Annotated in this window: 19 protein-coding genes; 6 read left to right on the forward strand and 13 right to left on the reverse strand. The window is 75.0% G+C overall.

Translation table 11 applies throughout. From position 1 onward, the window contains the following. The first annotated feature begins 115 nt into the window (after positions 1 to 115). Positions 116 to 2,617, forward strand: coding sequence for a SpoIIE family protein phosphatase (locus ABD385_RS21005; protein WP_344578346.1), 2,502 nt, complete (start codon positions 116 to 118; stop codon positions 2,615 to 2,617). Positions 2,618 to 2,714: 97 nt separating this feature from the next. Here the strand turns inward: ABD385_RS21005 and ABD385_RS21010 are convergent, their stop codons facing one another. Beyond that, positions 2,715 to 3,797 carry a zinc-dependent alcohol dehydrogenase family protein gene (locus tag ABD385_RS21010; RefSeq protein ID WP_344578349.1) on the reverse strand — a complete coding sequence of 361 codons (1,083 nt, stop codon included), beginning with the start codon at positions 3,795 to 3,797 and terminating at the stop codon, positions 2,715 to 2,717. 629 nt (positions 3,798 to 4,426) lie between these two features. On the opposite strand from ABD385_RS21010, the gene ABD385_RS21015 reads away from it, so the two are divergent. Next, complete coding sequence (locus ABD385_RS21015) at positions 4,427 to 5,422, forward strand: lytic polysaccharide monooxygenase auxiliary activity family 9 protein (RefSeq protein ID WP_344578351.1); 996 nt, start codon at positions 4,427 to 4,429, stop codon at positions 5,420 to 5,422. Positions 5,423 to 5,493: 71 nt separating this feature from the next. Here the strand turns inward: ABD385_RS21015 and ABD385_RS21020 are convergent, their stop codons facing one another. Further along, complete coding sequence (locus tag ABD385_RS21020; RefSeq protein ID WP_344578352.1) at positions 5,494 to 5,961, reverse strand: Lrp/AsnC family transcriptional regulator; 468 nt, start codon at positions 5,959 to 5,961, stop codon at positions 5,494 to 5,496. An 80-nt stretch (positions 5,962 to 6,041) separates the two neighbouring features. Here ABD385_RS21020 and ABD385_RS21025 point away from each other — a divergent pair, with 80 nt between their 5' ends. Then, complete coding sequence (locus tag ABD385_RS21025) at positions 6,042 to 7,334, forward strand: APC family permease (protein WP_344578354.1); 1,293 nt, start codon at positions 6,042 to 6,044, stop codon at positions 7,332 to 7,334. A gap of 64 nt (positions 7,335 to 7,398) precedes the next feature. On the opposite strand, the gene ABD385_RS21030 is transcribed toward ABD385_RS21025, so the two are convergent. From ABD385_RS21030 to ABD385_RS21040, 3 genes are all read right to left on the reverse strand, one after another. Next, the gene (locus ABD385_RS21030; RefSeq protein ID WP_344578356.1) at positions 7,399 to 8,256 is read right to left on the reverse strand and encodes an esterase/lipase family protein; all 858 of its coding nucleotides are present in this window, start codon (positions 8,254 to 8,256) and stop codon (positions 7,399 to 7,401) included. Between the two features lie 216 nt (positions 8,257 to 8,472). After that, complete coding sequence (locus tag ABD385_RS21035; protein WP_344578357.1) at positions 8,473 to 9,570, reverse strand: DNA polymerase Y family protein; 1,098 nt, start codon at positions 9,568 to 9,570, stop codon at positions 8,473 to 8,475. Then, positions 9,567 to 13,118 (reverse strand): DNA polymerase III subunit alpha, encoded by a 3,552-nt coding sequence (locus ABD385_RS21040; RefSeq protein WP_344578359.1) that lies wholly within the window; start codon positions 13,116 to 13,118, stop codon positions 9,567 to 9,569. Before ABD385_RS21040 ends, ABD385_RS21035 begins: the two co-directional genes overlap by 4 nt. Positions 13,119 to 13,303: 185 nt before the next feature. Between ABD385_RS21040 and ABD385_RS21045 the strand changes: the two genes are divergently transcribed. Beyond that, positions 13,304 to 14,377 (forward strand): YhgE/Pip domain-containing protein, encoded by a 1,074-nt coding sequence (locus ABD385_RS21045; protein WP_344578360.1) that lies wholly within the window; start codon positions 13,304 to 13,306, stop codon positions 14,375 to 14,377. Between the two features lie 142 nt (positions 14,378 to 14,519). Here the strand turns inward: ABD385_RS21045 and ABD385_RS21050 are convergent, their stop codons facing one another. After that, positions 14,520 to 15,290, reverse strand: coding sequence for an SDR family NAD(P)-dependent oxidoreductase (locus ABD385_RS21050; RefSeq protein ID WP_344578361.1), 771 nt, complete (start codon positions 15,288 to 15,290; stop codon positions 14,520 to 14,522). Positions 15,291 to 15,426: 136 nt separating this feature from the next. Here ABD385_RS21050 and ABD385_RS21055 point away from each other — a divergent pair, with 136 nt between their 5' ends. Both ABD385_RS21055 and ABD385_RS21060 read left to right on the forward strand, forming a co-directional pair. Beyond that, positions 15,427 to 16,095: a TetR/AcrR family transcriptional regulator gene (locus ABD385_RS21055; RefSeq protein ID WP_344578362.1), complete on the forward strand. Its 669-nt coding sequence runs from the start codon at positions 15,427 to 15,429 to the stop codon at positions 16,093 to 16,095. A gap of 313 nt (positions 16,096 to 16,408) precedes the next feature. Beyond that, positions 16,409 to 16,849, forward strand: coding sequence for a subtilase-type protease inhibitor (locus ABD385_RS21060; protein ID WP_344578363.1), 441 nt, complete (start codon positions 16,409 to 16,411; stop codon positions 16,847 to 16,849). A gap of 85 nt (positions 16,850 to 16,934) precedes the next feature. Here ABD385_RS21060 and ABD385_RS21065 read toward each other — a convergent pair whose 3' ends face one another. The 7 genes from ABD385_RS21065 to ABD385_RS21095 all read right to left on the reverse strand — a co-directional run bounded on the left by ABD385_RS21065 (position 16,935) and on the right by ABD385_RS21095 (position 25,094). Further along, the gene (locus ABD385_RS21065) at positions 16,935 to 17,996 is read right to left on the reverse strand and encodes a S1 family peptidase (protein ID WP_486388771.1); all 1,062 of its coding nucleotides are present in this window, start codon (positions 17,994 to 17,996) and stop codon (positions 16,935 to 16,937) included. Between the two features lie 470 nt (positions 17,997 to 18,466). Beyond that, positions 18,467 to 19,429 carry a slipin family protein gene (locus tag ABD385_RS21070; protein ID WP_344578365.1) on the reverse strand — a complete coding sequence of 321 codons (963 nt, stop codon included), beginning with the start codon at positions 19,427 to 19,429 and terminating at the stop codon, positions 18,467 to 18,469. Positions 19,430 to 19,594: 165 nt separating this feature from the next. Further along, positions 19,595 to 20,506: a S1 family peptidase gene (locus tag ABD385_RS21075; protein WP_344578367.1), complete on the reverse strand. Its 912-nt coding sequence runs from the start codon at positions 20,504 to 20,506 to the stop codon at positions 19,595 to 19,597. 275 nt (positions 20,507 to 20,781) lie between these two features. Beyond that, positions 20,782 to 21,588, reverse strand: coding sequence for a DUF1684 domain-containing protein (locus ABD385_RS21080; RefSeq protein ID WP_344578369.1), 807 nt, complete (start codon positions 21,586 to 21,588; stop codon positions 20,782 to 20,784). A 1-nt stretch (position 21,589) separates the two neighbouring features. Next, entirely contained in the window at positions 21,590 to 22,909 is a 1,320-nt protein-coding gene (locus ABD385_RS21085) for an NtaA/DmoA family FMN-dependent monooxygenase (protein WP_344578370.1), read from the reverse strand. Beyond that, on the reverse strand, positions 22,906 to 24,021 hold the full coding sequence (locus ABD385_RS21090; protein ID WP_344578371.1) for an LLM class flavin-dependent oxidoreductase: 1,116 nt from the start codon (positions 24,019 to 24,021) through the stop codon (positions 22,906 to 22,908). The genes ABD385_RS21085 and ABD385_RS21090 overlap by 4 nt, the downstream gene beginning before the upstream one ends. A gap of 104 nt (positions 24,022 to 24,125) precedes the next feature. After that, a complete protein-coding gene (locus ABD385_RS21095; protein ID WP_344578372.1) occupies positions 24,126 to 25,094 on the reverse strand; it encodes an ABC transporter substrate-binding protein in 969 nt (322 codons plus the stop codon). Positions 25,095 to 25,130: the final 36 nt, after the last annotated feature.

The raw sequence follows: 25,130 nt of genomic DNA on the forward strand, positions 1-25,130 counted from the left end.
GCACAAGCGCCCCGGCGGGTTCCCGGAGTACCGTGGGAGGCGCTGGTGGTACGCGGTGGCGGCCCGGTGGACCGGGCCTTCGCAGGGTGTGGAGCCGGCAGTGGATCGGTCTTGTATGAGCGCCTCCCCGAGCAGCCGCCTTCCTGGCGACGGTGCCTTCGACCTCACCCGGACCGCCGTGGTGCTGGCCGATCGGGCGGGGGTGGTGCGGGGCTGGACCGGGGGCGCCGAGCGGTTGCTCGGTCACGTGTCGGCCCGGGCGCTGGGTCGGCCGCTGGCGGAGCTGTTCGCCGCGGCGGACGCCCGGGCGGTGCCCGGGGAGCGGGCCTGGCGGCACCGGCTCGCGGCGGAGGGCGGCTGGAGCGGACTGGTCGCGGTGCGCGACCGCGCCGGACACCGGCTCGACCTGGACGTGCGGGTGCTGCCGGTACTGGCCGGCCCGGACCCGGCCGCGCGGCTGGTGCTGGCCGCCGAGGTGGCGTGGACGCCCTGGTCGGGGGCGAGCCGCTCGCTGCTGAACGGGATCCTGCGGCTGTCCCCGATCGGGGTGGCCATGCTCGACCCGGAACTCCGCTACGTCTGGCTCAACGACGCCCTGGAACGGATGGGCGGCACCCCGCGCGCCGAGCGGCTGGGCAAGCGGCTGAGCGACGTCCTGCCGTACCTGGCGGTGGAGTCCGTCGAGGCGGAGATGCGGCGGGTGCTGCGGACCGGCGTGCCGTCCATGGGCTACGAGTACCTCGGACGCCCGGAGTCCGACCCGCAGCACGAACACGCCTACTCCACGTCCTTCTTCCGCCTGGAGGACGAGTCCGGCCAGGTCCTCGGCATCTGCTACATGGTCCTCGACGTCACCGAGAGCTACCGCGCCCGCCAGCGGATGGCGCTGCTCAACCGCGCCGGCGAGCGGATCGGCGGCTCCCTGGACGTCTGGCAGACCGCCCAGGAGCTGGCCGACGTCGCGGTGCCGGACCTCGCCGACTTCGTCACCGTCGACCTGCTCGACGCGATGCTCACCGGCGAGGAGCCGGCGGCCGGCCCGGTCGAGCCCGCCGCGTTGCTCAGCGTGCGCCGGGCCGGGCAGCAGTCCGTGCGGGCGGGGTGCCCGGAGGCGGTGATCGCGGTCGGGGCGCGGACCGCGTACCCGCCGTCGGCGCCGGTGGTGCTGAGCCTGACCGGGGGCGAGTCGGTGCTGCTGCCGGAACTGGACCTGGACCGCGCCGACTGGGCGGCCGACGACCCGGTGCGGGCCGGGCGGCTGCGCGCACTGGGCTTCCACTCGCTGATGGTGGTGCCGCTGCGGGCCCGGGGGAGCTTCCTGGGCGCGGCCACCTTCGCCCGCTGGCGGCCCACCGGCCCGTTCCAGCCCGACGACCTGGTCCTGGCCGAGGAGTTCGTCACCCGCGCGGCGATCTCGATCGACAACGCCCGCCGGTACACCCGGGAGCACTCCGCGGCGCTCACCCTGCAACGCAGCCTGCTGCCGCGCGACCTGCCCGAGCAGAGCGCGGTGGACGCGGCCTACCGCTACCTGCCGGCCGATTCGCAGTCCGGGGTGGGCGGGGACTGGTTCGACGTGATCCCGCTGTCCGGGGCGCGGGTGGCGCTGGTGGTCGGCGACGTGGTCGGGCACGGGGTGCACGCCGCCGCCACGATGGGCCGACTGCGGGCCGCCGTGCAGGCGCTGGCCGGCCTCGACCTGGCCCCCGAGGAGGTGCTGGCCCACCTGGACGACATGGTGAACCGCGTCGCGCACGACGCACACAGCGACGACGGGGTGATCGGGGCGACCTGCCTGTACGCGGTCTACGACCCGGTCGCCTGCAGCTGCACCCTGGCCCGGGCCGGGCACCCCACGCCCCTGTTGGTCAGCCCCGCCGGCGGCTGCCAACTGCTGGAGCTGCCCACCGGGCCGCCGCTGGGGCTGGGCGGGATGCCCTTCGAATCCGTCGAACTGCCGCTGCCCGAAGGCAGTTTGCTGGCGCTGTACACCAACGGGCTGCTCCTGGGGAAGGCACTCGACCTGGACGGCGGGATCACCCGGCTGCGGACCGCGCTGGCCGAACCCCAGGCCCCGCTGGAGGAGCTGTGCGAACGGGTCGTCAGCAGCCTGCCCGGCACCCGGCCGGTGGACGACGTGGCCCTGCTGCTGGCCCGCACCCGGGCCGTGCCGCAGGAGCAGCTGGCCGCCTGGGACGTCGCAGCGGACCCCTCGGCGGTCGGCGCGGCCCGCCGGTCCGCCGCCGACCAGCTGGCCCGGTGGGGCCTGGCGGAACTGGAGTTCTCCGCCGAACTGATCGTCAGCGAACTGGTCACCAACGCCATCCGGCACGCCTCCGGCCCGATCGGGCTGCGGATGATCCGCGCGGAGGCGTTGATCTGCGAGGTGTCCGACGGCAGCAGCACCGCACCGCACCTGCGGCACGCCCGGACCACCGACGAGGGCGGCCGCGGGCTGTTCCTGATCGCCCGGTACGCCCGGCGGTGGGGCACCCGCTACACCCCGCAGGGCAAGTTCATCTGGGCCGAACTCCCCCTGGACGCGGTCACCGAGAGCCCGGCCGCGAAGACGCTCGACGCGCTCGTCGACGCCTTCGACGACCCGGCGGGCCCGTGACCGGCACCGCCCGGCGCACCGGTGGAGGTGGTGGGCACCGGTCGGCCGGCGCACGGGCGGGGCGCCCGGCAGGGAGTCGCACGGGCGGGGCGGCGTCCTACGCGTCGCCCCGCGCCCCGCTCCGGTCCCGGCCGTCGTCGAGGACGAGGAACGGTTTGGCGCCGTGCGCGGGCGCCTCGGCGCACGCGAGGGCCTCGGGGAAGCGTTCGAGGGGGAACGGCCGGCCCGGGGGGATGCTCAGCACCTCGTCGGCGACGAGGTCGCGGACCTCGGACAGTGCGCGCAGCGCATCCGTGGGCGAGGTCGTGCCGAACCAGCGGTTCAGCCAGAAGCCACGGACCACTTTGGTCTCGTAGATGAGCGAGCGCACCGGCAGCGGAATCGTCAGCGCCGCCGGGTCGGTCTGTCGGTGGGTGGCGAGCGCGCCGTAGACCACGACCTCGCCGCCCGGAGCCAGTGCCCGGGACACCTGGGCACCCACCTGGCCCGCGACGCAGTCGACGGCCTTGCGCACGCCGGCCGGTCCGGCGATCTCCGCCACCCGCCGCACCAGGTCCTCGTCCTCGGTGCACACGACCGCGTCGCCACCGAGCGCCGTGATCTCCTCGACGGCGTCGCGCCGCCGCACCACGTCGATCGTGCGCACGCCCAGGTGCCTGGCCAGCTGGATGACGAGCCGGCCGACGGTGGAGCCCGCCGCCGTCTGCACCAGCCACTCCCCCGGCCGGGCGTCGAGTTCGCGGGTGACCAGGAGCAGCGCGGTCAACGGGTTGACGGCGAGTTGACAGGCGCGGGAGTCGTCCAGCCGGTCGGGGACCGCCACGAGCCTGTGCACCTCGGCGACGCGGTACTCCTGCCAGGTCCCGGGCGTCCGCGGCCCGGGGACGGCCGGGACGGCGACGGCCACCACGCGCTGGCCGACCTGCCACCCTCCGACGTCCGGTCCCAGGGCCTCGATGCGGCCCACGCACTCCATGTGCCCCCCGACGGTGGGGAATTCGGGGGTGAAGCCGTAGCGACCGCGCAGCACGTGCAGATCGCTGGCGTGGATCGGGGCCGCCGTCACGCGGATCAGCACCTGGCCGGCCGCTGCCGTGGGAACGGGCCGGGACTCCAGCCGCAGGACGTCGAGCGGCTCGCCGACCCCGCCGGCTACGAGCGCGCGCATGGATCGCGGCATGAGTGACCCCTTGTCTCCCCGCACCCGGCGCACTCGTTGGGACGTTCCGGGGTGGAACGTCGCAACCTCCGGCGGGCCCGACGCCGCGCGCAGGGCTCGCCCGCCGGGCGCCCCCGCACTCCTCCCAGCTTGCGCTCGTTCGCAGGCACTGTCATGTCGTGCGCCGCCGCGCCGGGCGCTCCGCGCGGCGCCTCGCCCGGCGTGGTCGCCCCGGGCCCTGGGAGGGTGGACTTCCCCCCACGCCCACGGCCCGCCGACGCCTCAACTGCCGGCCCCCGCGCGGCGTTTCCTGTGCTCCCGCTTAGCCCTTCCTTAACGCGACCATAAGGATCCGCCGGATCGCCCTTCGGGCCTCAAATCCGCTGTTCAGGGCGGCTAGCTTCGGTGGCGCACGGCGGGTTCGTGGACGTGCCGGTGCCGTTCTCCGGGGGGCGGCACCGGTGCCGGCCACGGACCGACCCCCCACCGCCGGTGCACCCGTCCGCGCGGCACCCCCGTCCCGACCGAGCCCCCGCCGGGCGCCGGCCGGTGCCGCGCGGCCGCACCCGACGCACCCGACGCACCCGACGCACCCGACGCACCCGACGCACCCGACGCACCCGACGCACCCGATGAAGGAGACCCCCACGATGACCGTTCGCCGCAAGGCCGCCGGGATCGCCCTGTTCGGCCTCGCCCCCGTGGCGCTCACCGTGCTCACCGCGACCCCGGCCGCCGCGCACGGGTCGATGTCGGACCCGGTCAGCCGGGTCTCCGCCTGCTACGCGGAGGGCCCCGAGAGTCCGCAGTCCGCCGCCTGCAAGGCCGCCGTGCAGGTCGGCGGCGCGCAGGCGCTGTACGACTGGAACGGCGTACGGGACGGCGCCGCCGGCGGCAAGTCGAAGGAGCGCATCCCGGACGGGAAGCTGTGCAGCGCCGGCAACGACGAGTACAAGGGGCTGGACCTGCCGCGCGCCGACTGGCCGTCCACCCCGATGAAGGCCGGCAAGCACACCTTCCACTACAAGGCGACCGCCCCGCACAAGGGCACGTTCGAGCTGTACCTCACCAAGGACGGCTACGACCCGACGAAGCCGCTGAAGTGGTCGGACCTGGAGGCGCAGCCGTTCGCCAAGGTCACCGACCCGACGCTGACCGACGGCAGTTACGTCTTCGACGGCACGGTGCCCGCCCGGTCCGGCCGGCACCTCGTCTACAGCATCTGGCAGCGCTCGGACAGCCCGGAAGCCTTCTACACCTGCTCCGACGTGGTCTTCGGCAAGGACGGCGGCGGCGGCCCGTCGACGCCGGCGCCGAGCGCGTCCGCGCCGACCGACCGTCAGATCGCGGCGGGCGCCGACAAGTCCTCGATGGACATGGGCCGGCACGACCACGCCATGGGCGACGGCCACCGGCAGCCGTCCGGCGCGGCACCGGCCGACGGCCCGGCTCCCGCGGCGGACGCCGGTTCCGCGGCGGGCGGTGCGCACCCGGACGGTGCGGCGAAGCCGGTCGACGGCAGGCACCTGGCCGAGACGGGCGGCGACGGCAGCACCGCCGCGCTGGCGATCGGGGGCGCCGCGGTGCTCGCGGTGGGCGCCGCCGTGCTGTTCACGACGGCCCGCCGCCGGGCCGTCCGCCGGTAGGAAGCGCGCCGGCCCGGCCCGCCACGGGTCGGGCCGTCCGCGGCGGGCGCCCGGGTGCGTCCTTCGTCCCCTCAGGACCGCTCGGGCGGCAGCGGCTCGACGACGTCGTTGGCGACGTGCTGGTAGATCACCGAACTGCGACAGTCGACGACTTCCCGGCGCTTGAAGATCCGGTCCATCAGCAGGGCGTGCAGCCGGTCCACGTCCGGGACCGCGACGTGCACCAGGAAGTCGTCGCCGCCCGCCACGACGTAGACGTTGAGCACCTCGGGCAGCGAGGTCAAGAACGCCTTGAACCGCTCGATCACCTCGCGGTTCATCGGCCGGATCCGGACCGTCAGCAGCGCCTGCACGGGGCGGTTGAGGGCGCGCAGGTCGACCGTCGCGCGGTAGCCGGTGATCACCCCGCGGGCGCGCAGGGCACGGACCCGCTCCAGGCAGGTCGAGGGGGCGATGTTCAGTTTGCCGGCCAGTTCGCGGTTGGTCTGCCGTGCATCGCGCTGGAGTTCCCGGACAATCGCCGAATCAATGTCGTCCATGCGCCCATGATCGCGACCGACACCGAATTTAGTTCGACGCAACCGCATTATGATCAAAGTTCCTATTAGCGTCTGCGGCTGTGTCCGTACAAGAAACATCTCTTACTGCTTCTCCACGGCCGGATGTACGGCGGCTGGGTATCGGCAGCGGTACCGCGCTGTGCGCCGGTGCCGTGCTGGGGCCCGGCGTGCTGACGCTGCCGTCGCTGGCCGCCGCCGCGGCCGGTCCGGCCTCCCTGCTGGCCTGGGTCGTCCTGCTCGCCATGTGCGTCCCGGTGGCCGCGTCGTTCGCGGCGCTGGGCGCGCGGTTCCCCGACGGCGGGGGCGTCGCCACGTACGTCCATCGGGCGATCGGACCGCGCGCCGCGGCGATGGTCGGGTGGTGGTTCTACGGGGCGGTGCCGCTGGGGGTGGTCTCGGCCGCCTGGATCGGCGGGAAGTACGTGGCCGACGCGGCCGGCTGGGGCCCGACCGGTGCGGCCGCGGTCGGCGCGGCGGTGCTGGTGGGGGCGCTGGTCTCCAACGCGGTCGGGCTGCGGATGTCCGGCCGGGTGCAACTGCTGCTCGGCGGGCTGCTGGCGGCGGTGCTGCTGTGCACGGTGCTGGCCGCCGCGCCCCGGGTGTCCGCCGGCCACTTCACCCCGTTCCTGCCCGGGGGGTGGACGTCGGTGGGGTCGGCGGCGTCGGTGCTGTTCTTCGCGTTCGCCGGCTGGGAGGCGGCCAGCCACCTCTCGGGCGAGTTCGCCGATCCGGCCCGGGACCTGCCGCGGGTGACCCGCCGCACGCTCGCCGTGATCACCGTGCTGTACCTGGGGCTGGCGGTCACCACCGTCGGGGCGCTGGGTCCGGCCGCCGCAAAGACCGACACCCCGCTGACCGCGCTGCTCGCCCAGAGCGTGGGCACCGCCGCCCGCCCGGTGGCGGCCGCGGCGGCGCTGTTCCTGACCTTCGGGGCGGTCAACTCCTATCTGGCCGGGGCCTCCCGGCTCGGCGCGGCGCTCGGCCGGGACGGCGCCGCACCCCGCTGGATGGCGAAGGGCGGCGCGCCGGGCGAGGTGCCGCGCCGGTCGCTGGCGGTGCTGGGCGGGGTGGCGGCGGTGCTCGCGGTGCCGGCCGGGATCGGCGCCGTCGACCTGGACCTGCTGATGCGGGCCACCGCCACCTGCCTGGCCGCGGTGACGCTGGCGGGGCTGGTCGCCGCGTCGGTGCTGCTGCCCCGGCGCACCCCGCTCTGGTACGGCGGGCTGGCCAGTTCCGTGCTCACGGCCGCGGTGCTCGCCTTCTCCGGGTGGCTGCTGCTGATCCCGGTGGTGCTGGCGGGCGCGTCCGGCGCCTTCCTGACGCTGCGCCGGACGGGCCGGGGCCCCCACTGAACCGCCCGGGCAGACACCCGGCCCGCGGCCCGGCCCGCGCGCCGACCGCGGGCCGGGCCGGCGCTCAACTCGCGGCCGAGGCGCAGGTGGTCGGGGTGGCGTGTGCCGGGTCGAGCGCGTTGGCGGTCTCGTGGAAGGCGATCCGGTCGACCGTCCCGATGGCCACGTGCTCGGAGAGGTCGAGGGCGCACAGGTCCTGGAGCACGACGTTGTGCACGTCGGAACCCTTGAGGAAGCCCGAGGTGTAGGGCGTCACGACCTCGTCGTACTTGGTGGCGATGACGGTGTAGTGGATGCCGGGGAGGGTGTCGCCGCCGGCGTTGAGGCGGTTCAGGACGGCGGACCCGGTGACCTGGTCGGTCAGGCCCGGGGTGAACTCGTCGAGGTACTGCTTGGCGCCGGGGAAGAGGTCCAGCAGCTTGGTCAGGCCGTCGAGGGTGGTGCCGTGGTTGTCGGGGGCCAGCCCCACCAGCGTGTGCACCTTGTCCGCGCCGCCGTGGAACTTCAGGTAGACCCGGGGCATCATGCCGCCCTGCGAGTGCCCGACGAGGTCCACCTTGCCCGCGCCGGTCGCGGCCCGCACCCGGTCGACGTACGTGGCGAGTTGGCCTGCCGAGGCGTCGATCGGGCCGAGCCCGTGGAAGAGCGGGACGCCGGGCAGTTGGCCGTAGTCCAGGGAGAAGACGCAGTAGCCGCGGGCGACCAAGTAGGGGGCGAGGCCGAGCCAGTTGTCGACCGCGTTGCCGAAGGTGCCGTGGACGAGGACGACGGGACGGGGGTGGGCGCTGGAGGGCTTGCACGAGAAGTCGTTCCAGCCGCTGCTGACGGTGGGGGACGCCGCCGCGGGGGTTGCCGTGGTGAGTCCGAGGGCCAGGGCGGCCGCCGGGAGGACTGCGCACAGTCTCGACCAACGCAGCTTCATACGATGCTCCTTGCGGGGTGAGGGGCTTTTCGGAGTGCTCCGTGAGCCGGTCACCTGCGATCCGGATCGCAAGGCCAACGTGGTGACTGCCAAGTAAGTTACGGGCGGGTAAGCAGGGCGTACCAGTGGCGTGACGGTGAAGGAAACCGCACCCGATCCACACCGTGCCACCGGGTGCGCAACGCCGGTTGCGTGCAGGGGAGATGACGGGCGGCGCTACGGGCGGGGCGGCCGGTCCGGCCCGGGGGCCGTCGGGCCGAGCGCCGCCGCGGGGCGCACCGCCGCGGCGCCGAAGCGGGCCCGGGCGCGGTCGACGGCCGCTTCGATGCGGTGCGCCTTGTCGTCGGTGGGGTCGAAGGTCAGTTGGCGCGCGGCGCGTTCGGCGCGGCACAGGTCCTCGGCGCGCAGGGCCAGCGTGCGCACCCGGGCCCGCTGGAGGCCCAGGGCGGCGTGCAGCGCGTAGGCCGCCGCGGTCAGTGCGGGACCGTGCGCGGTCGGCGCGTCCAGCCGTCGGGTGCGGGTCGTGGTGGAACGGTCGGCGTAGCGGACGGTGAGGGTGAGCGCGCGGGCCGCCCGGCCGTCCGCGCGCAGCCGGGCGCCGAGTTCGTCGGCGAGCGAGAGCAGCGCCCGGCGGCGCCGGTCCGGGTCCAGTTCGTCGTGGGGGAAGCGGTGTTCGGCGGCGATCGAGCGGGTGGCGGCGTTGGGGGTGACGGGGGTGGGGTCGATGCCCCGGGCCCGTTCGGAGACCGCCCGGCCGGCCCGGGCGCCCAGGATGCGCTGGAGGGTGGCGGGCGGGGCGGCGGCGATCCGGCCGACGCTGTCGAGCCCGTAGGCGGACAGCGCGCGGGCCGCCGCGGGGCCGATGCCGTACAGCGCGGAGGCCGGGCGGCGGTCGAGGAAGGCGGCGACCGACCGGGGGTCGGCGGGCACGGCCCGGATCCCGCCGGGCGGGGCGTCCTGGGCCGCGATCCGGGCCAGCTGCGGGTTGCCGCCGATGCCGATGGTGCACCGCACGCCGTGCCAGGCCAGGGCGCGCAGCCGGATGAGGGCGGCGATGCCCGCCGCGTCCCGGTCGAAGTAGCGCAGCGCGCCGCGGACGTCGGCGAGCGCGGCGTCCGGCGGCAGCGCCTGGATGACGGGCGTGAACTGGCCCAGCAGGCCGAGCAGTTGCTCGTACTGGCGAGCGTCAACGGGGCCGCCGGGCCCGTCCGGCTCGCCGGCGGCGGTCCGGAAGCGGACGTACAGCGTGCCGGGCGGCCGTCGGCCACCGGCCGGGGGCGGCGGGGCGGCGGGCGGTTTCGGGGTGGGGGTCATCCGGCGCTCCCGGGGCTGGCGTGCCAGAGCTTGCGGCCGGTGGCGGCGCGTTCGCCGGGCGGCGCCAGGTCCGCCCACGGGTGCAGTGCGTAGCCGGTCTCCAGGCGGATGGTGCGGCCGGTGCCCGCGCCGGAGGGCTCCGGCGCGCCGGCGGGGCCGTCCGACGGGGCGCCGTCCCGGGGCGCACGGTCCGGTTCCGGTGCGGCGGCGAGCCGGGCGGTGACCGCCTCCAGGCCGCCGGTGCGGCGGAGTTCGACCAGTTCGGCGAGGTTCCAGGCGGCGCTGCCGACCACGCTGAGGCTGCGCGGGCCGCGGCGCTGGACCGTGCCGCGCACCAGCAGCAGCCACGAGTGGAAGACGGTCCGCGCGCACGCCTCGTGGCTGTCATCGAAGAAGGCGCAGTCGACCAGGCCGGTGCTGTCGTCGAGGGTGGTGAAGATGACCCGGCGGCCGGAGCGGATCGGCGGGGTCTGGGTGGCCGCCTTGGCGCCGGCGACCAGCACCGTGTCGCCGTGCCGGGCGTCGCGCAGCAGCCGGGCCGGCACCGCGCCCAACTCGGCGAGGAAGTCCCGGTGGTCGGCCATCAGATGGCGGGAGGCGTCCATGCCGAGGACGCCCAGTTCGGCGCTGAGCCGCTCCACGTCGCTGAGGTCGGGCAGACCGGCGGGCTCGACCCGTTCGGCTTCCGCCCCGTCCCCGGCTCCGCCCGGACGGGGCGGGAGCCCCGTCGGGCCGTCCAGGTGGAGCGTCAACTGCCCGCCGGGGACGCCGCGTCCGTGCCGGTGCAGTTCGGCGAGGTGCAGCAGCAGGTCCCGGCGGTTGGCGCCGAAGGCGTCCAGGGCGCCGACCCGGGCGAGGCGCTCGGCCACCGGGTGGCTCGGCCGGGCCCGCTGCCAGAGGTCGGCGAGCGAGCGGTAGGGCTGGCCGTCCGCGATCCGCCCGGCCTCGACGTGGCTCATTCCGTGCACGTCACAGAAGGCCAGCCGCAGCCCCCAGACGTCCGGGGCACCCTCCCGACCGGACACCAGTTCGATCCGATGGGTGACCGCCGACCGGTTCACGTCCAACGGCAGCACCGGCACCCCGCGCCGCCGGGCGTCCGCGAGCAGCAGCCGCTTGGGGTACATCCCGGGGTCGTGGGTGAGCAGCCCGGCGTAGAAGGCCGCCGGGTGGTGCGCCTTGAGCCAGGCGGACTGGTAGGTGGGCACCGCGAACGCCACCGCGTGCGCCTTGCAGAAGCCGTACGCGCCGAACGCCTCGACGATCTCCCAGGTGTGCGCGACGACGTCGGGGGCGTAGCCGCGGCCGGCGGCCCGCCGGGCGAACCAGTCGCGCACCCGGACCTGCTCCTCCGCGTCGGCCAGGGCGCGCCGCCGTTCGTCCGCCTCGTCCCGGTCGCATCCGGTCATGATCCGCAGGATCTCGATGATCTGCTCGTGGAACACCACCACCCCGTAGGTCTCGCGCAGCGGTTCCGCGAGGTCGGCGTGGGGGTAGCGGACGGGCGCGCGGCCGTGCCGGGCCTCGATGAAGGGGCGCACCATGTCGGCGGCGACCGGGCCGGGCCGGAACAGCGAGATGTCGACGACCAGGTCGTGGAAGGTGGCGGGCTGGAGCCGGCCGACCAGGTCGCGCTGGCCGGGCGACTCGATCTGGAAGCAGCCCAGCGTCTCGGTCGAGCGGATCAGGTCGTAGGTGGCCGGGTCGCCGGGCGGCACCTGCGCCGGGTCGTCCAGGTCGAGGCGGACCCCGGTGGCCCGGCCGATCTCGGCGACCGCGTGCGCCATCGCGGACTGCATCCGCACGCCCAGCACGTCGAGCTTGAGCAGTCCCAGGTCCTCCACGTCGTCCTTGTCGAACTGGGACATCGCGAACCCCTCGCCGCTGGTGGGCACGACGGGGGTGCGGTCCAGCAGCGTGGCGTCGGAGAGCAGCACCCCGCACGGGTGCATGGCCATCGCGCGGGGGAGCGCGTCCAGCGCCTCGACCAGCTGCCACAGCCGTTCGTCGGTGCCCTCCCTTACCCCGCGCAGCTCGGGGAGCTCGGCCAGCGCGGCGCGGGCGTCCCGGGCCCGGATGTGCGGGAACGCCTTGGCGAGCCGGTCCACCCGCGCCGGGTCCAGGCCCAGGGCGGCGCCCACGTCCCGCACGGCGTGCCGGACGCGGTAGGTCTCGGGCATCGCGACGGTCGCCACCCGCTCGGCGCCGAAGCGGTCGAAGATCGCGTGGTAGACCTCCAGCCGGCGGGCCGACTCGACGTCGATGTCGATGTCCGGCAGCGCGGCCCGTCGCCCGGACAGGAACCGCTCCATCAGCAGCCCGTGCGCGACCGGGTCGGCGTGGGCGATGCCCAGCAGGTGGTTGACCAGGGACCCGGCGCCGGAGCCCCGGGCGGCCACCCGGATCCCCAGGCCCCGGACGTCGTCCACGACCTGAGCGACCGTCAGGAAGTACGAGGGGTAGCCGAGCCGCTCGATGGTGCGCAGCTCGTCGTGCAGCCGGGCCCAGCGGGTGCGGTCGCGGTCGTAGCCGTGCAGCACCATCGCGGCGGCGCAGCGGGAGCGCAGCACCCGGGCGGCGGTGCGGTGCGCGGCGCCGACCAGGGCGGGTTCGGGGAAGTGGATCCGGCCGAGCCCGATGTCGCTTCGGGGGTCCACCCGGCACTCCCCCGCGCTCTCCTCGGTCAGGGCGAGCAGCCGGTGGGCCTGGCCGCGCCGGAAGCCGGCCGCCTCGGCGATCCGCTCGGCGGCGCGGCCCATCGCGGCGGCGTCCTTCAGCCAGCGCTCGCCGCCGTCCCAGGTCTCGGGGCGGCGCCGGTCCACCGGTATCAGGCGGCGGGCGGAGTCCAGGACGTCGGCGACCGGGCCCTGGCCGGGGTCGGCGTAGCGGACCGCGTTGCTCAGGACGGCGCGGACGCCCTGGTCGACGGCGAAGCCGAGGGTGCGGGCGGCCAGCCGCAGGGAACCGGGGCCGCTGCCCGGGCGCCCGTGGTCGACGACCTCCAGGCACAGCGCGTCGCCGTACCGCTCGCGCCAGGGGGCGAGGAGTCGCGCGGCGCGGTCCGGGCGGGCGGCGGCCAGCGCCCGGCCGACCTCGGAGTCCGGCCCGAGCAGGACGGTCAGGGCGTCGGTGGCGGCGTCCAGGGCGTGCCGCGGCAGTACCGGCCGTTCGGCGCGGCCCGCGTGGGCGGCCGAGACCAGTCGGCACAGGGCGGCCCAGCCGGCGGCGCCGTCCCGGGCCAGGAAGACGGCGCGGGCGGCGGACTCGTCGAGGAAGGCGCCGCCGCGGACCGGGGTGCGGGGGCGGGCGGCCGGGCGGGGCGCCAACTCCCCGTCCGCGACGGCCAGTTCGGCGCCGAACAGCGGGCGGACGCCGGCCGCGGCGGCGGCCTTGGCGAACCGGACGGCACCGAAGAGCCCGTCCCGGTCGGTCAGGGCGAGGGCGTCCATCCCGCGTTCGGCGGCGCGCTCGGCCAGCCGCTCCGGGTGGGAGGCGCCGTAGCGCAGCGAGAAGCCCGAAGCGGTGTGCAGATGCGTGAACCCGGGCATCCGCACCTCCTGCACCTCATACGCCCCCCGGCTGTATTCGCGTCCCTCGTTTCACTTCCTCCACCATACGCTTCTTTCGAACATTCGTACGAACACGCGCCCGGGGCACATCCGATCCGGAAGATATCGATCAAAAAGGATATAAATCCCCTGGAAGAGCTGCGAACCCCGGAACGGAGTGGCGCATGGCCACGATCGACGACGGCACCCGCCCGACCTTCGTCGAGGAGGTGAAGAGCGCGGTGACGGCCCGGGCGGCGCTCCTGGTGATCGGGGTGCTGGGCCTGATGGTCGCGTTCATCACGTCGTACGCCGGCGCCTTCCACCACCCGAAGCCGGACCGGGTGCCGCTCGCCGTGGTGGCCCCCGCCCAGGTCCGCGGGGAGTTGGTGCAAAAGCTCGACCGGCTCCCGGGCGCACCGCTGGACCCGCGCCCGGCCGCCTCGGAGCAGGCCGCCCGGCGCCAGATCGAGGACCGCACCCTCGACGCCGCGCTGCTCGTCGACCCGCGCGCCACCACCGACCGGCTGCTGGTCGCCAGCGGGGGCGGCGCCTCGCTCTCCCAGGCCGTCGAGGCGATCGTGACGGCGGCCGAGAAGCAGCAGGGACGGACCGTCCGCACCCAGGACGTGATCCCGGCCGCCGCCGGCGACGGCCGCAGCCTGTCGGCCTTCTACCTGGTCGTGGGCTGGTGCGTCGGCGGCTACCTGTGCGCCGCGATCCTGGCGATCAGCGCCGGGGCACGCCCGGCCAACCGGCAGCGGGCGGTGATCCGGCTGGCCGCGCTGGCGCTCTACGCGATCGCCGCCGGACTGGCCGGGGCGATCGTGGTCGGCCCGATCCTCGGCGCGTTGCCGGGCAGCCTCTTCGGGCTGTGGGGCCTGGGCGCGCTGACCGTCTTCGCGGTGGGCGCCACCACCCTGGCCTTCCAGGGGCTGTTGGGCGTCATCGGCATCGGCCTGGCGATCCTGGTGATCGTGGTGTTCGGCAATCCGAGCGCGGGCGGAGCCTACCCGTACCCGCTGCTGCCGCCGTTCTGGCAGGCGATCGGCCCCGCGCTGCCGCCGGGCGCCGGCACCTGGGCGGCGCGCTCGATCGCCTACTTCCGAGGCCAGTCCCTGACCGGACCGCTGCTGGTGCTCTCCGCGTGGGCGGTGGGCGGCGCGCTGGTCACCATCGCGCTGGCGACGCTGCACAAGACGGCCGACGAACGGGCCGGCGGCGTGGCGGCCGGCGGCGAGAAGCACCTGCCGGCCTGAGCACCGGTACGACGAAGACGGCGCCCCGCGCCTGCCACGCCCCTCCCGACGCGGCACGCACGGGGCGCCGTCCCTCATTCTCGCGGTCGCGCGGCCCGTGGTGATCCCCACGGGCCGTCGCTTTCCGGCCGTCGCCGGTCCGTCACATGTGGGTACCGCCGTCGATGCGGATCTCCGTGCCGGTGACGAACGCGCCGTCCTCGGAGGCGAGCATGGCGATCACGCCGGCGACGGTCTCCGGGCCGGCGAAGCCCTGGCCGAGGGCCGGGGCGAGCTTCACGAACAGGCTCATGTCGGCGTCCTCCGGCAGGCCCGGGCCGCGGCCGGAGGTCATGTTGCTGGCGATCGAGCCCGGCGCCACGCACACCGCGCGCAGCCCCTGCTTGCTGTACTCGCTGGCGATGGCGTGCGTCATCGACTGGATGCCGCCCTTGCTGGCCGCGTACGCCGCCATGTACGGGTGGGCGAACGACGCCGAGGTGGAGCTGAAGTTGACGATCACCGGCGTCTGGCCCTCCAGCAGCGCCGGCAGCGACTCGCGGATCATCAGGAAGGTGCCGGTCAGGTTGACCGAGATGATCTTGTTGAAGAAGTCCAGGGTGGTGGCGTGGGTGTGCGCGGAGCGCAGGATGCCGGCCGCGTTCACCAGTACGTCCAGCCCGCCGAGGTGCGCCACCGCGGCGGCGACGCCGGTCTGCACCGCGGCCTCGTCCGAGATGTCCAGCCGCGTGGTGCGGAGGCGGTCGGCGGTGCCGTCCGCGGCGGCCCGCTCGGCGGTGGCCGCCAGGCCCGCCTCGTCGACGTCCACGGCGACGACCCGGCCGCCCTCGGCGAGGATCCGGTGCACGGTGGCCTGTCCGATGCCCGAGCCGCCGCCGGTGATCAGTGCACGGCGTCCGTCAAAGCGGTTCATGGTCCTGCTCCGTTCGTGAAGTGCCCGGGGGCGGGGTGCCTCTAGGGGGTTCTGTCCGCACCGTACGCCCACTTGGCACGATGTGCCATATTCACACGTCATGCCTATGCGCCACTGTGCTCCGTAAGCTGGGACCATGCCCACCGCACCGCGCACCACAGCCGCGCACACCCCCGCGCGTCCCTCCCTCACCGAGCGCCGCAAGGCCGAGACGCAACTGGAGATCGCCCGCACCGCGGCGGCCCTGTTCGCCGAGCGCGGCCCCGGCGTCACCGCCGACGAGATCGCCCGCACCGCGGGGGTCGCCCTGCGCACCTTCTACCGGTACTTCCGGACCAAGGAGGACGCGGTGGCCCCGCTGCTCGCGGTCGGCGTCCGGCAGTGGATCGACGACCTGGCCGACACCACCGCCCGCCCGGACGCGCCGCCGACCCGGGCGGCGCTGGAGCAGGCCGCCCGCCGCGCGCTGACCCCCACCGACGGCCGCGCCGAGGAGGCGCTGCGCTGGACCCGCGGGCTGCTCCGGGCGATGCCCGGAGACCCGGCGCTGCGCGCGGTCTGGCACCGCGTCCACCACGACTCCGAGGAGGAGTTGCAGCTGGTGCTGGCACGGCTCACCGGCGCCGACCCGCTCGACGTGCGACTGGCCGCGGCCGCCGCGAACACCGCGATGCGGGTCGCGGTCGAGGAGTGGGCCGCCGGCGACGCGCGGGCGGACGGCCCGCACGGCCCCGCGGAGTTGGTCGCCCGGGGCATGCGGGCGCTCACCGCGGGACTGCCCGGCCTGGACGGGCGTCACAACTAGCCGGGCGCTTCACAACTGGCCCGGACCTTCGGCCAATCACCGGAGATCGAAGACCTCCCGAACGACCGGTCGGCGGCCGGATTCCTCCCCTGCGGGCCGGTCCGCGCGCCCCGCGGGGGCCCCGGCCCGGCCGCATCCGCGCTGACGGCGCACCGCTCCCCCGCACCCTGCGCCCCGGCGGCCCCGCCCATTCGCGCCATTACCCTCAGCTTTCACCTATCGACCGAAAGCTATCGGGCCGCGTGCGTTTGAGATGCGGTTGGGCCAGACTCCCGTCCGGCATCTGCACCTACGAGACAAAGGAGTCTTCGTCATGCGGTACATCACTGGGGCGATCGCGCTCGGCACGGCCCTGGTTCTGGGTTCCCTCGCCACCACCGCACAGGCCGTCGCCGCACCGGCGCAGCCCGCCCGGACCGGTGGCCTGTACGCCCCCACCGAACTGGTACTGACGATCGGTCAGGGCGACAGCCGGGCGAGCGCCACGGCGCTGCGCGCGGCAACGCTGAGCTGTATGCCGACGGCATCCGGCAGCCACCCGTACGCGAAGGCCGCCTGCGGCCAACTGCGCGCGGCATCCGGTGACTTCACCAAGGTGACCGGGCTCGCGAGCGAGCGGATATGCAACAAGATCTGGGACCCCATCGTGGTCACCGCGGACGGCGTCTGGCAGGGCCGCCGGGTCACGTTCACCCACACCTTCGCCAACACCTGCGAGATGACGTACGGAAAGGGCTCGGTCTTCGAGTTCTGAGCCGATCCGCCGACGCGTCGGAAACGGCACCGGCCCCCGGACGAGGAGAGCGTCCGGGGGCCGGTGCTGCACTGTACGCGGGAGGTCAGCCGATCTGTGCGCCGTACGCCTGGAGGGCGGCCGGAACCGGCTGGAAGAAGGTCTCGCCACCGCTGGAGCAGTCGCCGCTGCCGCCGGAGGTGAGGCCGAGGGCGCTCTCGCCGTCGAAGAGGGCGCCGCCGCTGTCGCCGGGCTCGGCGCAGACGTCGGTCTGGATCAGCCCGTTGACCGTGCCCTCCTGGTAGTTGACGCTGGCGTTCAGCGCCTTGACGGTGCCGTCGTGCACCTGGGTGGTGCTCCCGCTGCGCTTCACCTGCTCGCCGACGGTGGCGTCCGCCGCCTTGGTGATCTTCTGGGTGCCCCCGTAGAGGTCCACCTCACTGGGGTGCTCGGCGTTGCCGGTGTACTTGGCGATCGAGTAGTCGTTGCCCGGGAACGTGGATTCCTCGGTGGTCGCGATCGTCTGGCCGCCCTGCTGGTCGGACCACTCCTTGACCGCGTTGCCGCAGTGGCCGGCGGTCAGGAAGTACGGCTGGCCGTCCTTGACCACGTTGAAGCCGAGCGAGCAGCGGGCGCTGCTGCCCCAGATCGCGTCGCCGCCGGCGATCAGGGGCTTGAACTCGCCCTTGCTGTGGCGGACTTCGACGGTGTCGCCGAGGCCCTTGGCGACCGTGGTGAGGCGGTCCAGCTTGGCGCCGGTGACCGTGCGGTCGGCGGTCACCACGACCTTGTTGGAGCGCGGGTCCATCGCCCAGGCGGTGCCGGGGATGGTCGCCTTGGTCTTCAGCGTCTGCCGCGCGGCGTCGAGCTGCGCCATCGAGTGCTTGACGATTCTGGCCTCCGCGCCCTTGGCCCGGACGGTCGCCGCGGACGCCTCGTCAACGACGTTGACGACCAGCTTCTGCGCCGTGGCGTCGTAGAACGCGCCGGCCGTACCGGACTTGAGCTGGGACGCCAGGGTGGTCGCGGCGGCCGGCGAGAGCTTGGCCGCCGAGGGCGCGGGGGCCGCGTGGGCGTTGGCGAGGGTCAGGGTCGCGGTGGCGGCGAGCGCCAGGGCGCCCGCACTGGCCAGCATCGCGCGGCGGTGGGGTATGCGTCGGTGCGTCAACTCAGAGCCTCCCGTGGGGGGATGGGCCCAGACCGTGGGGGGTCCTACGGGCCCGAGAGCGAGGTGTGAGGTACCGAGCACGGACAGGTCGGCCCCGTGGCAGCCGCCGCGGGGAGTCGCGTCCATGCCAACGGAGCCGAGTATTCCCACCCGCCCCACTCGTGCACAAGACCGGGTTCCGGTCTCAGGTACGGGAGTTCACGCTTTCAGCACACCGCGTTCACACCGATCTCCGCGCGCCGAAGTCCTGAGTGCGGACATCAGAGGGCGCACGGCGCGGCCGGCGGCACCCGAAGTGTGAGGGCCCCGGCTGTCCGGAAAACGCCTGCGGAATTCCGGTCCCGCGGGCCCGACGGCCGGCCGCACGGGCGGCGGACAACGGGGGGGGGCGGACAACGGGCGGCGGACAACGCCGGGCGGCCGTCGTACCGCGGTACGACGGCCGCCTATAACGGCGTTACAGCGAACGGCTAGCCGAGGCGTTCGCTCTCCGGGAGGTCTTCCAGCGCCGGTAGGACGTCCTCGACGCGACCGCTGTCCCTCGGGCTCCGGGCCGGGGGCTTCGGCGCCGGGGGCTTCGGCGTCGGGGGCGGGGCAGCCGCGCCGGCGGCCGGCCGCCGCGCACGGGTCCGTTCGGCGCCCGCGGTGACCTGCGCGGTCTGCGCCTCGGCCTGGAGGCCGGAGCGCTCCAGGAACCGCAGCAGCTCCACGGGGAAGGGCAGGACGAGGGTGGAGTTCTTCTCGGCGGCGACCGCCACCACGGTCTGCAGCAGTCGCAGTTGCAGCGCCGCGGGCTGGTCGGACATGGCCGCGGCGGCCTCGGCGAGCTTCCGGGACGCCTGGAGCTCGGCGTCCGCGTTGATCACCCGGGCCCGCCGGTCCCGGGTGGCCTCCGCCTGGCGGGCCATCGAGCGCTTCATCGTCTCCGGCAGCGAGACGTCCTTGATCTCGACCCGGTCGACGCTCACGCCCCAGCCGATCGCCGGGCTGTCCATCATCAGTTCCAGGCCCTGGTTGAGCTTCTCGCGGTTGGACAGCAGATCGTCCAGCTCGCTCTTGCCGATGATCGACCGCAGCGAGGTCTGCGCCATCTGGGAGACCGCGAAGCGGTAGTCCTCCACCTCGACGATGGCGTCGGCGGGGTCGACGACCTTGAAGTAGACCACCGCGTCCACCCGGACCGTGACGTTGTCCCGGGTGATGCCCTCCTGGGCGGGCACCGGCATCGTGACGATCTGCATGTTGACCTTACGCATCCGGTCCACGCCCGGGATGATCATGGTGAATCCCGGGCCGCGCACCTGCGCGGTCAGCCGTCCCAGCCGCAGCACCACGCCGCGCTCGTACTGCTTGACCACCCGCGCCGCGGCCATCACGTAGACCGTCCCCGCGGAGGCCAGCGCCACCCCGGCCGCCACCAGTTCTCCGACCATCACGGCTCCCTGGAATGTGCCGTTACGTCGTCCGAGTCGCCTTCGTCTCCCATGGTAGGCCCGGCCCCGAGGCCGGTCGAGGCGCGCGCCGGGCCCGTCCGGCGGGCCCCCGCCGACCGGTCGGCGGGGGCCCTCTCCCACGGGCGGGCGGGCGGTCTCAGCCGGTCAGTAGACGCTCACGCCGTACGCGCTGAGCGCCTCGGTGACGGGCTGGAAGAAGGTGGTGCCGCCGCTGGTGCAGTCGCCGCTGCCGCCGGAGGTCAGGCCGAGCGCCGTGGTGCCCGCGTAGAGGGGGCCGCCGCTGTCACCGGGCTCGGCGCAGACGGTGGTCTGGATCAGGCCGGAGACGATCTCGCCGTTGCCGTAGTTCACGGTGGCGTTCAGGCCGGTGACCTTGCCGCTGTGGATGCCGGTGGTGGAGCCGCGGCGGGTGACCGTCTGGCCGACCGTGGGGTTCCCGGCACTGGTGATGTCCTGGCTGCCGACCGTGCCGGCGTGTGCCACCGAGGCGTTGGTGTACTTCACGATGCCGTAGTCGTTGCCGGGGAAGCTGGAGCCGGTGGTCGGTCCGATGCTGGTAGTGCCGGCGGAGTTGGTGTACCAGGGCGGTTTGCCGTCGGTGCAGTGGCCGGCCGTCAGGAAGTAGTAGGTGCTGCCGCTGCGCACGTTGAAGCCGAGCGAGCAGCGCCAGCTGGGCGCGTAGATGGCGTCGCCGCCGGCGATCAGCTTGCGGATCCGGCCCGCGGTGCGCTCGATCCGGACCGCGCCGACGTTGCTGCCCGCGGCCTGCCGGATCTTGGTGAGCTGGGCCGGGGAGACGGTGCTGTCGGCGGTGACGACCAGGGTGTGGGTCGTCGGGTCCACCCGCCAGGCGGTGCCCGCGACGTCCGCGGAGCGGACCGCGGTGCCCGCGGCGCTGAGCTGGGCGGCGCTGAACATCGTGGCGGGGGCGGGGGTCTGGGCGCCGGCGGCGGTCGGCAGGGCGATGGCGCCGACGGCCACCAGTCCGGACGCCGCGGCGATCAGTTGGGTGCGTCTCGCCACGCCGCTGCGGGGGGTGGTGCGCTCGTTCCTCACTGCGTCCTCCGAGGGGGATCGGGGGCCACCGACGGGCGGCCCGTGAGGCGAGCAGCCGAAGGGCACGCGGGCAGGTGGGGAACCTCGCCTTTTTGCGTGCCCCTGACAAAAGCTCGCTGAGCGGGAGTGTCCGGTGCCCGACCCCCGTGGCGCAAGAGGGCTGCCGCGATCCCGCGCCCTCACGCACCACCCCGACGCGCGCCCCCAACGCGCCGCCCCGGCAGTCGAGTTGACGACTGCCGGGGCGGCGGGCCCCGCACGCGGGGGCGTCCGGCTCAGCGGACGAGTGCGTTCCGCTCCCCCGCCCGCAGGGCGAACGGCAGGGTGTTGCCGGGTGCCGGGAAGGGGCAGATGAAGTGGTCGGCGAAGGCGCAGGGCGGCAACTGGGTGCGGTTGAGGTCGACCGGCACGGTGCCGTCCGCGGCCGGTGCGGGCGTCCGCAGGAAGCGGAAGCGGTAGCTGTCGGTGCCGCTGGTGGCGTCGGCCAGCACCGCCCACAGCGAACCGTCCGGCTCCACCGCGACCTTCAGCGCGTGCTCGTCGCCGTCGAGGAGGAAGGCCAGCTCCCCGCCCAGGACGAAGCCCCGCTCCTGCCCGTCGGCGTTGGGCACCTGGACGGTCCGCCGCTCGGCGTACGGGCGGAACAGGCCGGGGCGCACCCAGCGCGCGTCGTACGGGTGGACGTCGATGCCGGCGAAGGCGCGCCGGGCCGGGGCGTCCGGGTCGAAGTCGCGCACCGCCCACAGGCCCTCGCGCGCCAGCACCACCAGGCGGCGCGCCCCGTGGGCGACCCGGGCCGCCGCCGGGCCGCCGTCCTGGTCGAGCCGGACCGTACCGGCGGCCGGTGCGCCGTCGACGGTGAGCCCGTCCTCGGGCGCGGCCCGGAGGACGACCGCGGCCCCGTCGGCAGCGACCGTCCAGCGGCCCGGCAGCCCCGCGACGCGGCCGTCGGGGTGGTCGGCGAGCCAGTGGGTGCCGACGAGGGCGAGCGGACCGTACGGGGCGGCGACCGTGGTCAGGCGCCCGTCGCGCCACTCCTGCCACGCGCGGACGGCATCCGGCTCGGTCGTGCTGCGGGTCATGTCAGTCCTTCCCTACGGGGCGGGCCGGATCGGGCAGCCCCAAGTGGGAGCGCAGGGTGGTTCCGGTGTATTCCGTGCGGTACGCGCCGCGCTCCTGGAGCAGGGGGACGACCCGCGCCACGAAGGAGTCGAGGCCGCCGGGCGTGAGGTGCGGCACGAGGATGAAGCCGTCGGCGGCGTCGCCCCGCACGAAGTCCGCCATCTCGCGGGCGACGCTCTGCGGGGTGCCGATGAACGACTGCCGCCCGGTGGTCTCGATGACCGTCTCCCGGATGGACAGCCCCTTGGCGCGGGAGAGCGCCCGCCACCTGTCGGCGACCGCCTGCGGGTCGGCGATCCGCACCCGGCCGCGGGCCAGCTCGCCGTCGGGGTCCGGGTCGATGTCCGGCAGCGGCCCGTCGGGGTCGTAGGAGGACAGGTCCACCCCCCAGACCTGCTCCAGGGCGACCAGCGCGGTCTGCGGGGAGACCTGCTGCCGGCGGATCTCGGCGGCCTGCTCCTGGGCCTCGGCGAGGGTGTCGCCGAGGACGAAGGTCACCCCCGGCATGATCTTGAGGTCGGCGGGCCGCCGCCCGTACGCCGGGAGGCGGCCCTTGACGTCCGCGTAGAAGTCCCGGCCGGCCGCCAACCCGCCGTGCCGGGTGAAGACGACGTCGGCGGCGGAGGCGGCGAACTCCCGGCCCTCGGGGGAGTCCCCGGCCTGGATGACGACGGGGTGGCCCTGGGGGCTGCGCGCCACGCCGAACTCGCCGCGGACGGTGAAGTGCCGGCCTTGGTGGTCCACCCGCCGCGGCGGCTCGTCGACCGGCCGGGAGTCCCACAGCTCCCGCGCGGTGGCGAGGAACTCCGCGGCGCGGGTGTAGCGGTCGGCGCGGTCGAGGTAGCCGCCGCGCCGGAAGTTCTCCCCGGTGAAGGCGTCGGAGGTGGTGACGACGTTCCAGGCGGCCCGGCCGCCGCTGAGGTGGTCCAGGGAGGCGAAGCGCCGGGCGAGTTCGTAGGGCTCGTTGAAGGTGGCGCTGACCGTGCCGGCCAGGCCCAGCCGTTCGGTGACCGCCGCCAGGGCGTTCAGCAGGGTGAGCGACTCGGGTCGGCCGAGCACGTCGAGGTCGTGGATCCGGCCCTGGTGCTCGCGCAGCCGCAACCCCTCGGCCAGGAAGAAGAAGTCGAACAGGCCGCGCTCCGCGGTCCGCGCCAGGTGCACGAAGGACGAGAAGTCGATCTGGCTGCCCGAGCGGGGGTCCGCCCAGACGGTGGTGTTGTTGACGCCGGGGAAGTGCGCGGCGAGGTGGATCTGCTTGTGGGGACGGGGTTGTGGGCTCATCGGGCGGCCTCCCGGGCGAGGGCGTACATGCTGGCGGGGCGCGGCAGGCCGAGGTGCTCGCGCAGGGTCGTGCCCTCGTAGGAGCGGCGGAACAGGCCGCGCTCCCGCAGGAGCGGGACGGTTGTCTCGACGAACCGGGTCAGGTCCCGGCCGGGGTCGGCGGGACGCAGGTGGAAGCCGTCCGCGGCGCCCTGGGCGAACCAGTCGCCGAGCAGGTCGGCGAGCCCGGCGGCGTCGGCCGGGGAGTGCAGCTCGACCGGGAGCGAGGCCAGCACCAGCAGCCGGCCGGGGGCGCGGCCGAGCGCCCGGGCGCGGGCGTGCAGCGCGGCGCGGGCGGTGCCGGCGGTCTGCGGGTCCTCGGCTCGGACCAGGGCGACGTCGGCCCGGGCGGCGGCCACCTCCCAGCGCGCCCCGTCGGGTTCCCGGCCCGCCTCGACCCGCGCGCCGTCCGCGCCGTCCACGCCGTCCGGCCCGCCGGTCGCCCCGGTCGCGTCGACGACCGTCACCGGGCGGCCCTGCGGCGGACGGGGCACGATGGACGGCCCGCGGACCGCGAAGGTGCGTCCGGTGAAGTCGACGTGGTGCAGCTTGGCGCGGTCGACGAAGCGGCCGGTGGCCCGGTCGCGGACCTCCGCGTCGTCCTCCCAGCTGTCCCACAGCCGCCCGACGACGTCGGCGACCTCGCCGGCCTCCGACCAGACCTCGGCAGCCGGGGCGGGCGCGCTCCCCGTTGACGCGGCGGCGGGCACGCGGGGGCGTCCGACGAGCGCGGCCGCCGCCTCGCCGGTGGACGCCGCCACCGTCCAGCCGGCCCGGCCGCGGCTGACCCAGTCCAGGGTGGCCACGGCGGTGGAGACGTGGAACGGCTCGGTGTGGGTGGTGGTCACCGTGGGGACCAGTCCGATCCGTTCGGTGGCGGGCGCGATCCGGGCGAGCACCGCCAGCGCGTCCGGACCGGCGCCGTCGAAGCGGTCGTCGAGGGTGACGAAGTCCAGGGTGCCGCGCTCGGCGAGCCGGGCGAGGGCGGTGTGGTGGGCGGCGTCGTGGCGGGGCGGGAGATGCGGGGCGTCCAGGGCGACGGCCAGCCGCAGCGGGGGGTGTGGTGCGGGCATGGGGAGGGGCCTTCCTGTGGGGTCGGTGGGTCTGGTGGGGCTGGTGGGGCTGGTGGGACCTGGAGGCGGTAGGGCCGGTGGCGTACGGGACCGGGCGTCGGGTGTCAGTCGCCGGTCCTGGGCAGGCCGGGCGGGTTGATCCGCGAGGTCCGCACCGCCTCCCCGGACAGCCCCCAGCGGGCCAGCACCTTGGCGTAGCGGCCGTCGTCGATGACCTTCTGCAGGGCCGCTGCGTACGCCGCGGCCAGGCCGCTGCCCTTGCGGGTGGTGGCCGCGATCTCGCCCTTGAGGCGGGCGCCGCCGCCGGAGAAGGTGCCGACGATCTCGCTCTGGCCGGCGACGCCGACGTGGTAGGCGGCGGTCGGGTGGGGGCCGAAGTAGCCGTCGATCCGGCCCGATTGGAGTGCGAGGTAGACGTCCGACGCCTTCTGGAAGTACTTGATGTCCACCGGTTTGCGGCCGGCCGCCTCGTCCGCCTTGCTCCAGTCGAGGAGGATCTTCTCCTGGTTGGTGCCGGAGCTGACCGCGACGGTCCGCCCCGCCACGTCCGCCGCGCCGCGGACCTTCCAGCCGCTGCCCTTCTTCGCCTCCATCGCCAGCTGGTCGAGCCGGTAGGTGGCGAAGTCGTACTTGTCCTTGCGCTCCTCGGTGACGGTGACGTTGGCGAAGACCGCGTCGAGCTTGCCGCTGTCCAGGCCGACGAAGAGGTTCTCCCAGGACAGCGGCTCGAAGCGCGGGGCGAGGCCGAGGGTGTCGGCGACCAGGGTGGCCACGTCCTCCTCGACGCCGACGAGGGTCTTGTCGTCGGTGGCGTAGAAGCTGAGCGGGGGGCTGCTCTCGGCGCCCACGCCGATCCGCAGTGCGCCGCTCTCCCGGACCCGGGCGGGCACCAGCGCGGCGCTTCGGGGGTCCTTGGTCCCGCGGACGCGGTGCTGTTCGGGGCCGATGTTGAGCTTCGGGCCGTGGTTGCCGGCGGCGACCTCCGCGCTCGCCGCGTCGCCGGCGCCGCAGCCGGTCAGCAGGGCGGAGCCGGCGGCGAGGGCGAGGGCGGCGGCGAGGGTGCGGCGGATCACGGGGCGGCTCCTTGGAGGCGTTGCGGGCGGGCGGGG

Source organism: Streptomyces lunalinharesii, assembly GCF_039532155.1.
Lineage (GTDB): Bacteria > Actinomycetota > Actinomycetes > Streptomycetales > Streptomycetaceae > Streptomyces > Streptomyces lunalinharesii.

Bases quoted from the DNA above. Each gene is read 5' to 3' on its own strand.
- ABD385_RS21005 (WP_344578346.1), top strand. From the start codon at position 116: ATGAGCGCCTCCCCGAGCAGCCGCCTTCCTGGCGACGGTGCCTTCGAC.
- ABD385_RS21010 (WP_344578349.1), bottom strand. From the start codon at position 3,797: ATGCCGCGATCCATGCGCGCGCTCGTAGCCGGCGGGGTCGGCGAGCCG.
- ABD385_RS21015 (WP_344578351.1), top strand. From the start codon at position 4,427: ATGACCGTTCGCCGCAAGGCCGCCGGGATCGCCCTGTTCGGCCTCGCC.
- ABD385_RS21020 (WP_344578352.1), bottom strand. From the start codon at position 5,961: ATGGACGACATTGATTCGGCGATTGTCCGGGAACTCCAGCGCGATGCA.
- ABD385_RS21030 (WP_344578356.1), bottom strand. From the start codon at position 8,256: ATGAAGCTGCGTTGGTCGAGACTGTGCGCAGTCCTCCCGGCGGCCGCC.
- ABD385_RS21035 (WP_344578357.1), bottom strand. From the start codon at position 9,570: ATGACCCCCACCCCGAAACCGCCCGCCGCCCCGCCGCCCCCGGCCGGT.
- ABD385_RS21040 (WP_344578359.1), bottom strand. From the start codon at position 13,118: ATGCCCGGGTTCACGCATCTGCACACCGCTTCGGGCTTCTCGCTGCGC.
- ABD385_RS21045 (WP_344578360.1), top strand. From the start codon at position 13,304: ATGGCCACGATCGACGACGGCACCCGCCCGACCTTCGTCGAGGAGGTG.
- ABD385_RS21050 (WP_344578361.1), bottom strand. From the start codon at position 15,290: ATGAACCGCTTTGACGGACGCCGTGCACTGATCACCGGCGGCGGCTCG.
- ABD385_RS21055 (WP_344578362.1), top strand. From the start codon at position 15,427: ATGCCCACCGCACCGCGCACCACAGCCGCGCACACCCCCGCGCGTCCC.
- ABD385_RS21060 (WP_344578363.1), top strand. From the start codon at position 16,409: ATGCGGTACATCACTGGGGCGATCGCGCTCGGCACGGCCCTGGTTCTG.
- ABD385_RS21070 (WP_344578365.1), bottom strand. From the start codon at position 19,429: ATGGTCGGAGAACTGGTGGCGGCCGGGGTGGCGCTGGCCTCCGCGGGG.
- ABD385_RS21080 (WP_344578369.1), bottom strand. From the start codon at position 21,588: ATGACCCGCAGCACGACCGAGCCGGATGCCGTCCGCGCGTGGCAGGAG.
- ABD385_RS21085 (WP_344578370.1), bottom strand. From the start codon at position 22,909: ATGAGCCCACAACCCCGTCCCCACAAGCAGATCCACCTCGCCGCGCAC.
- ABD385_RS21090 (WP_344578371.1), bottom strand. From the start codon at position 24,021: ATGCCCGCACCACACCCCCCGCTGCGGCTGGCCGTCGCCCTGGACGCC.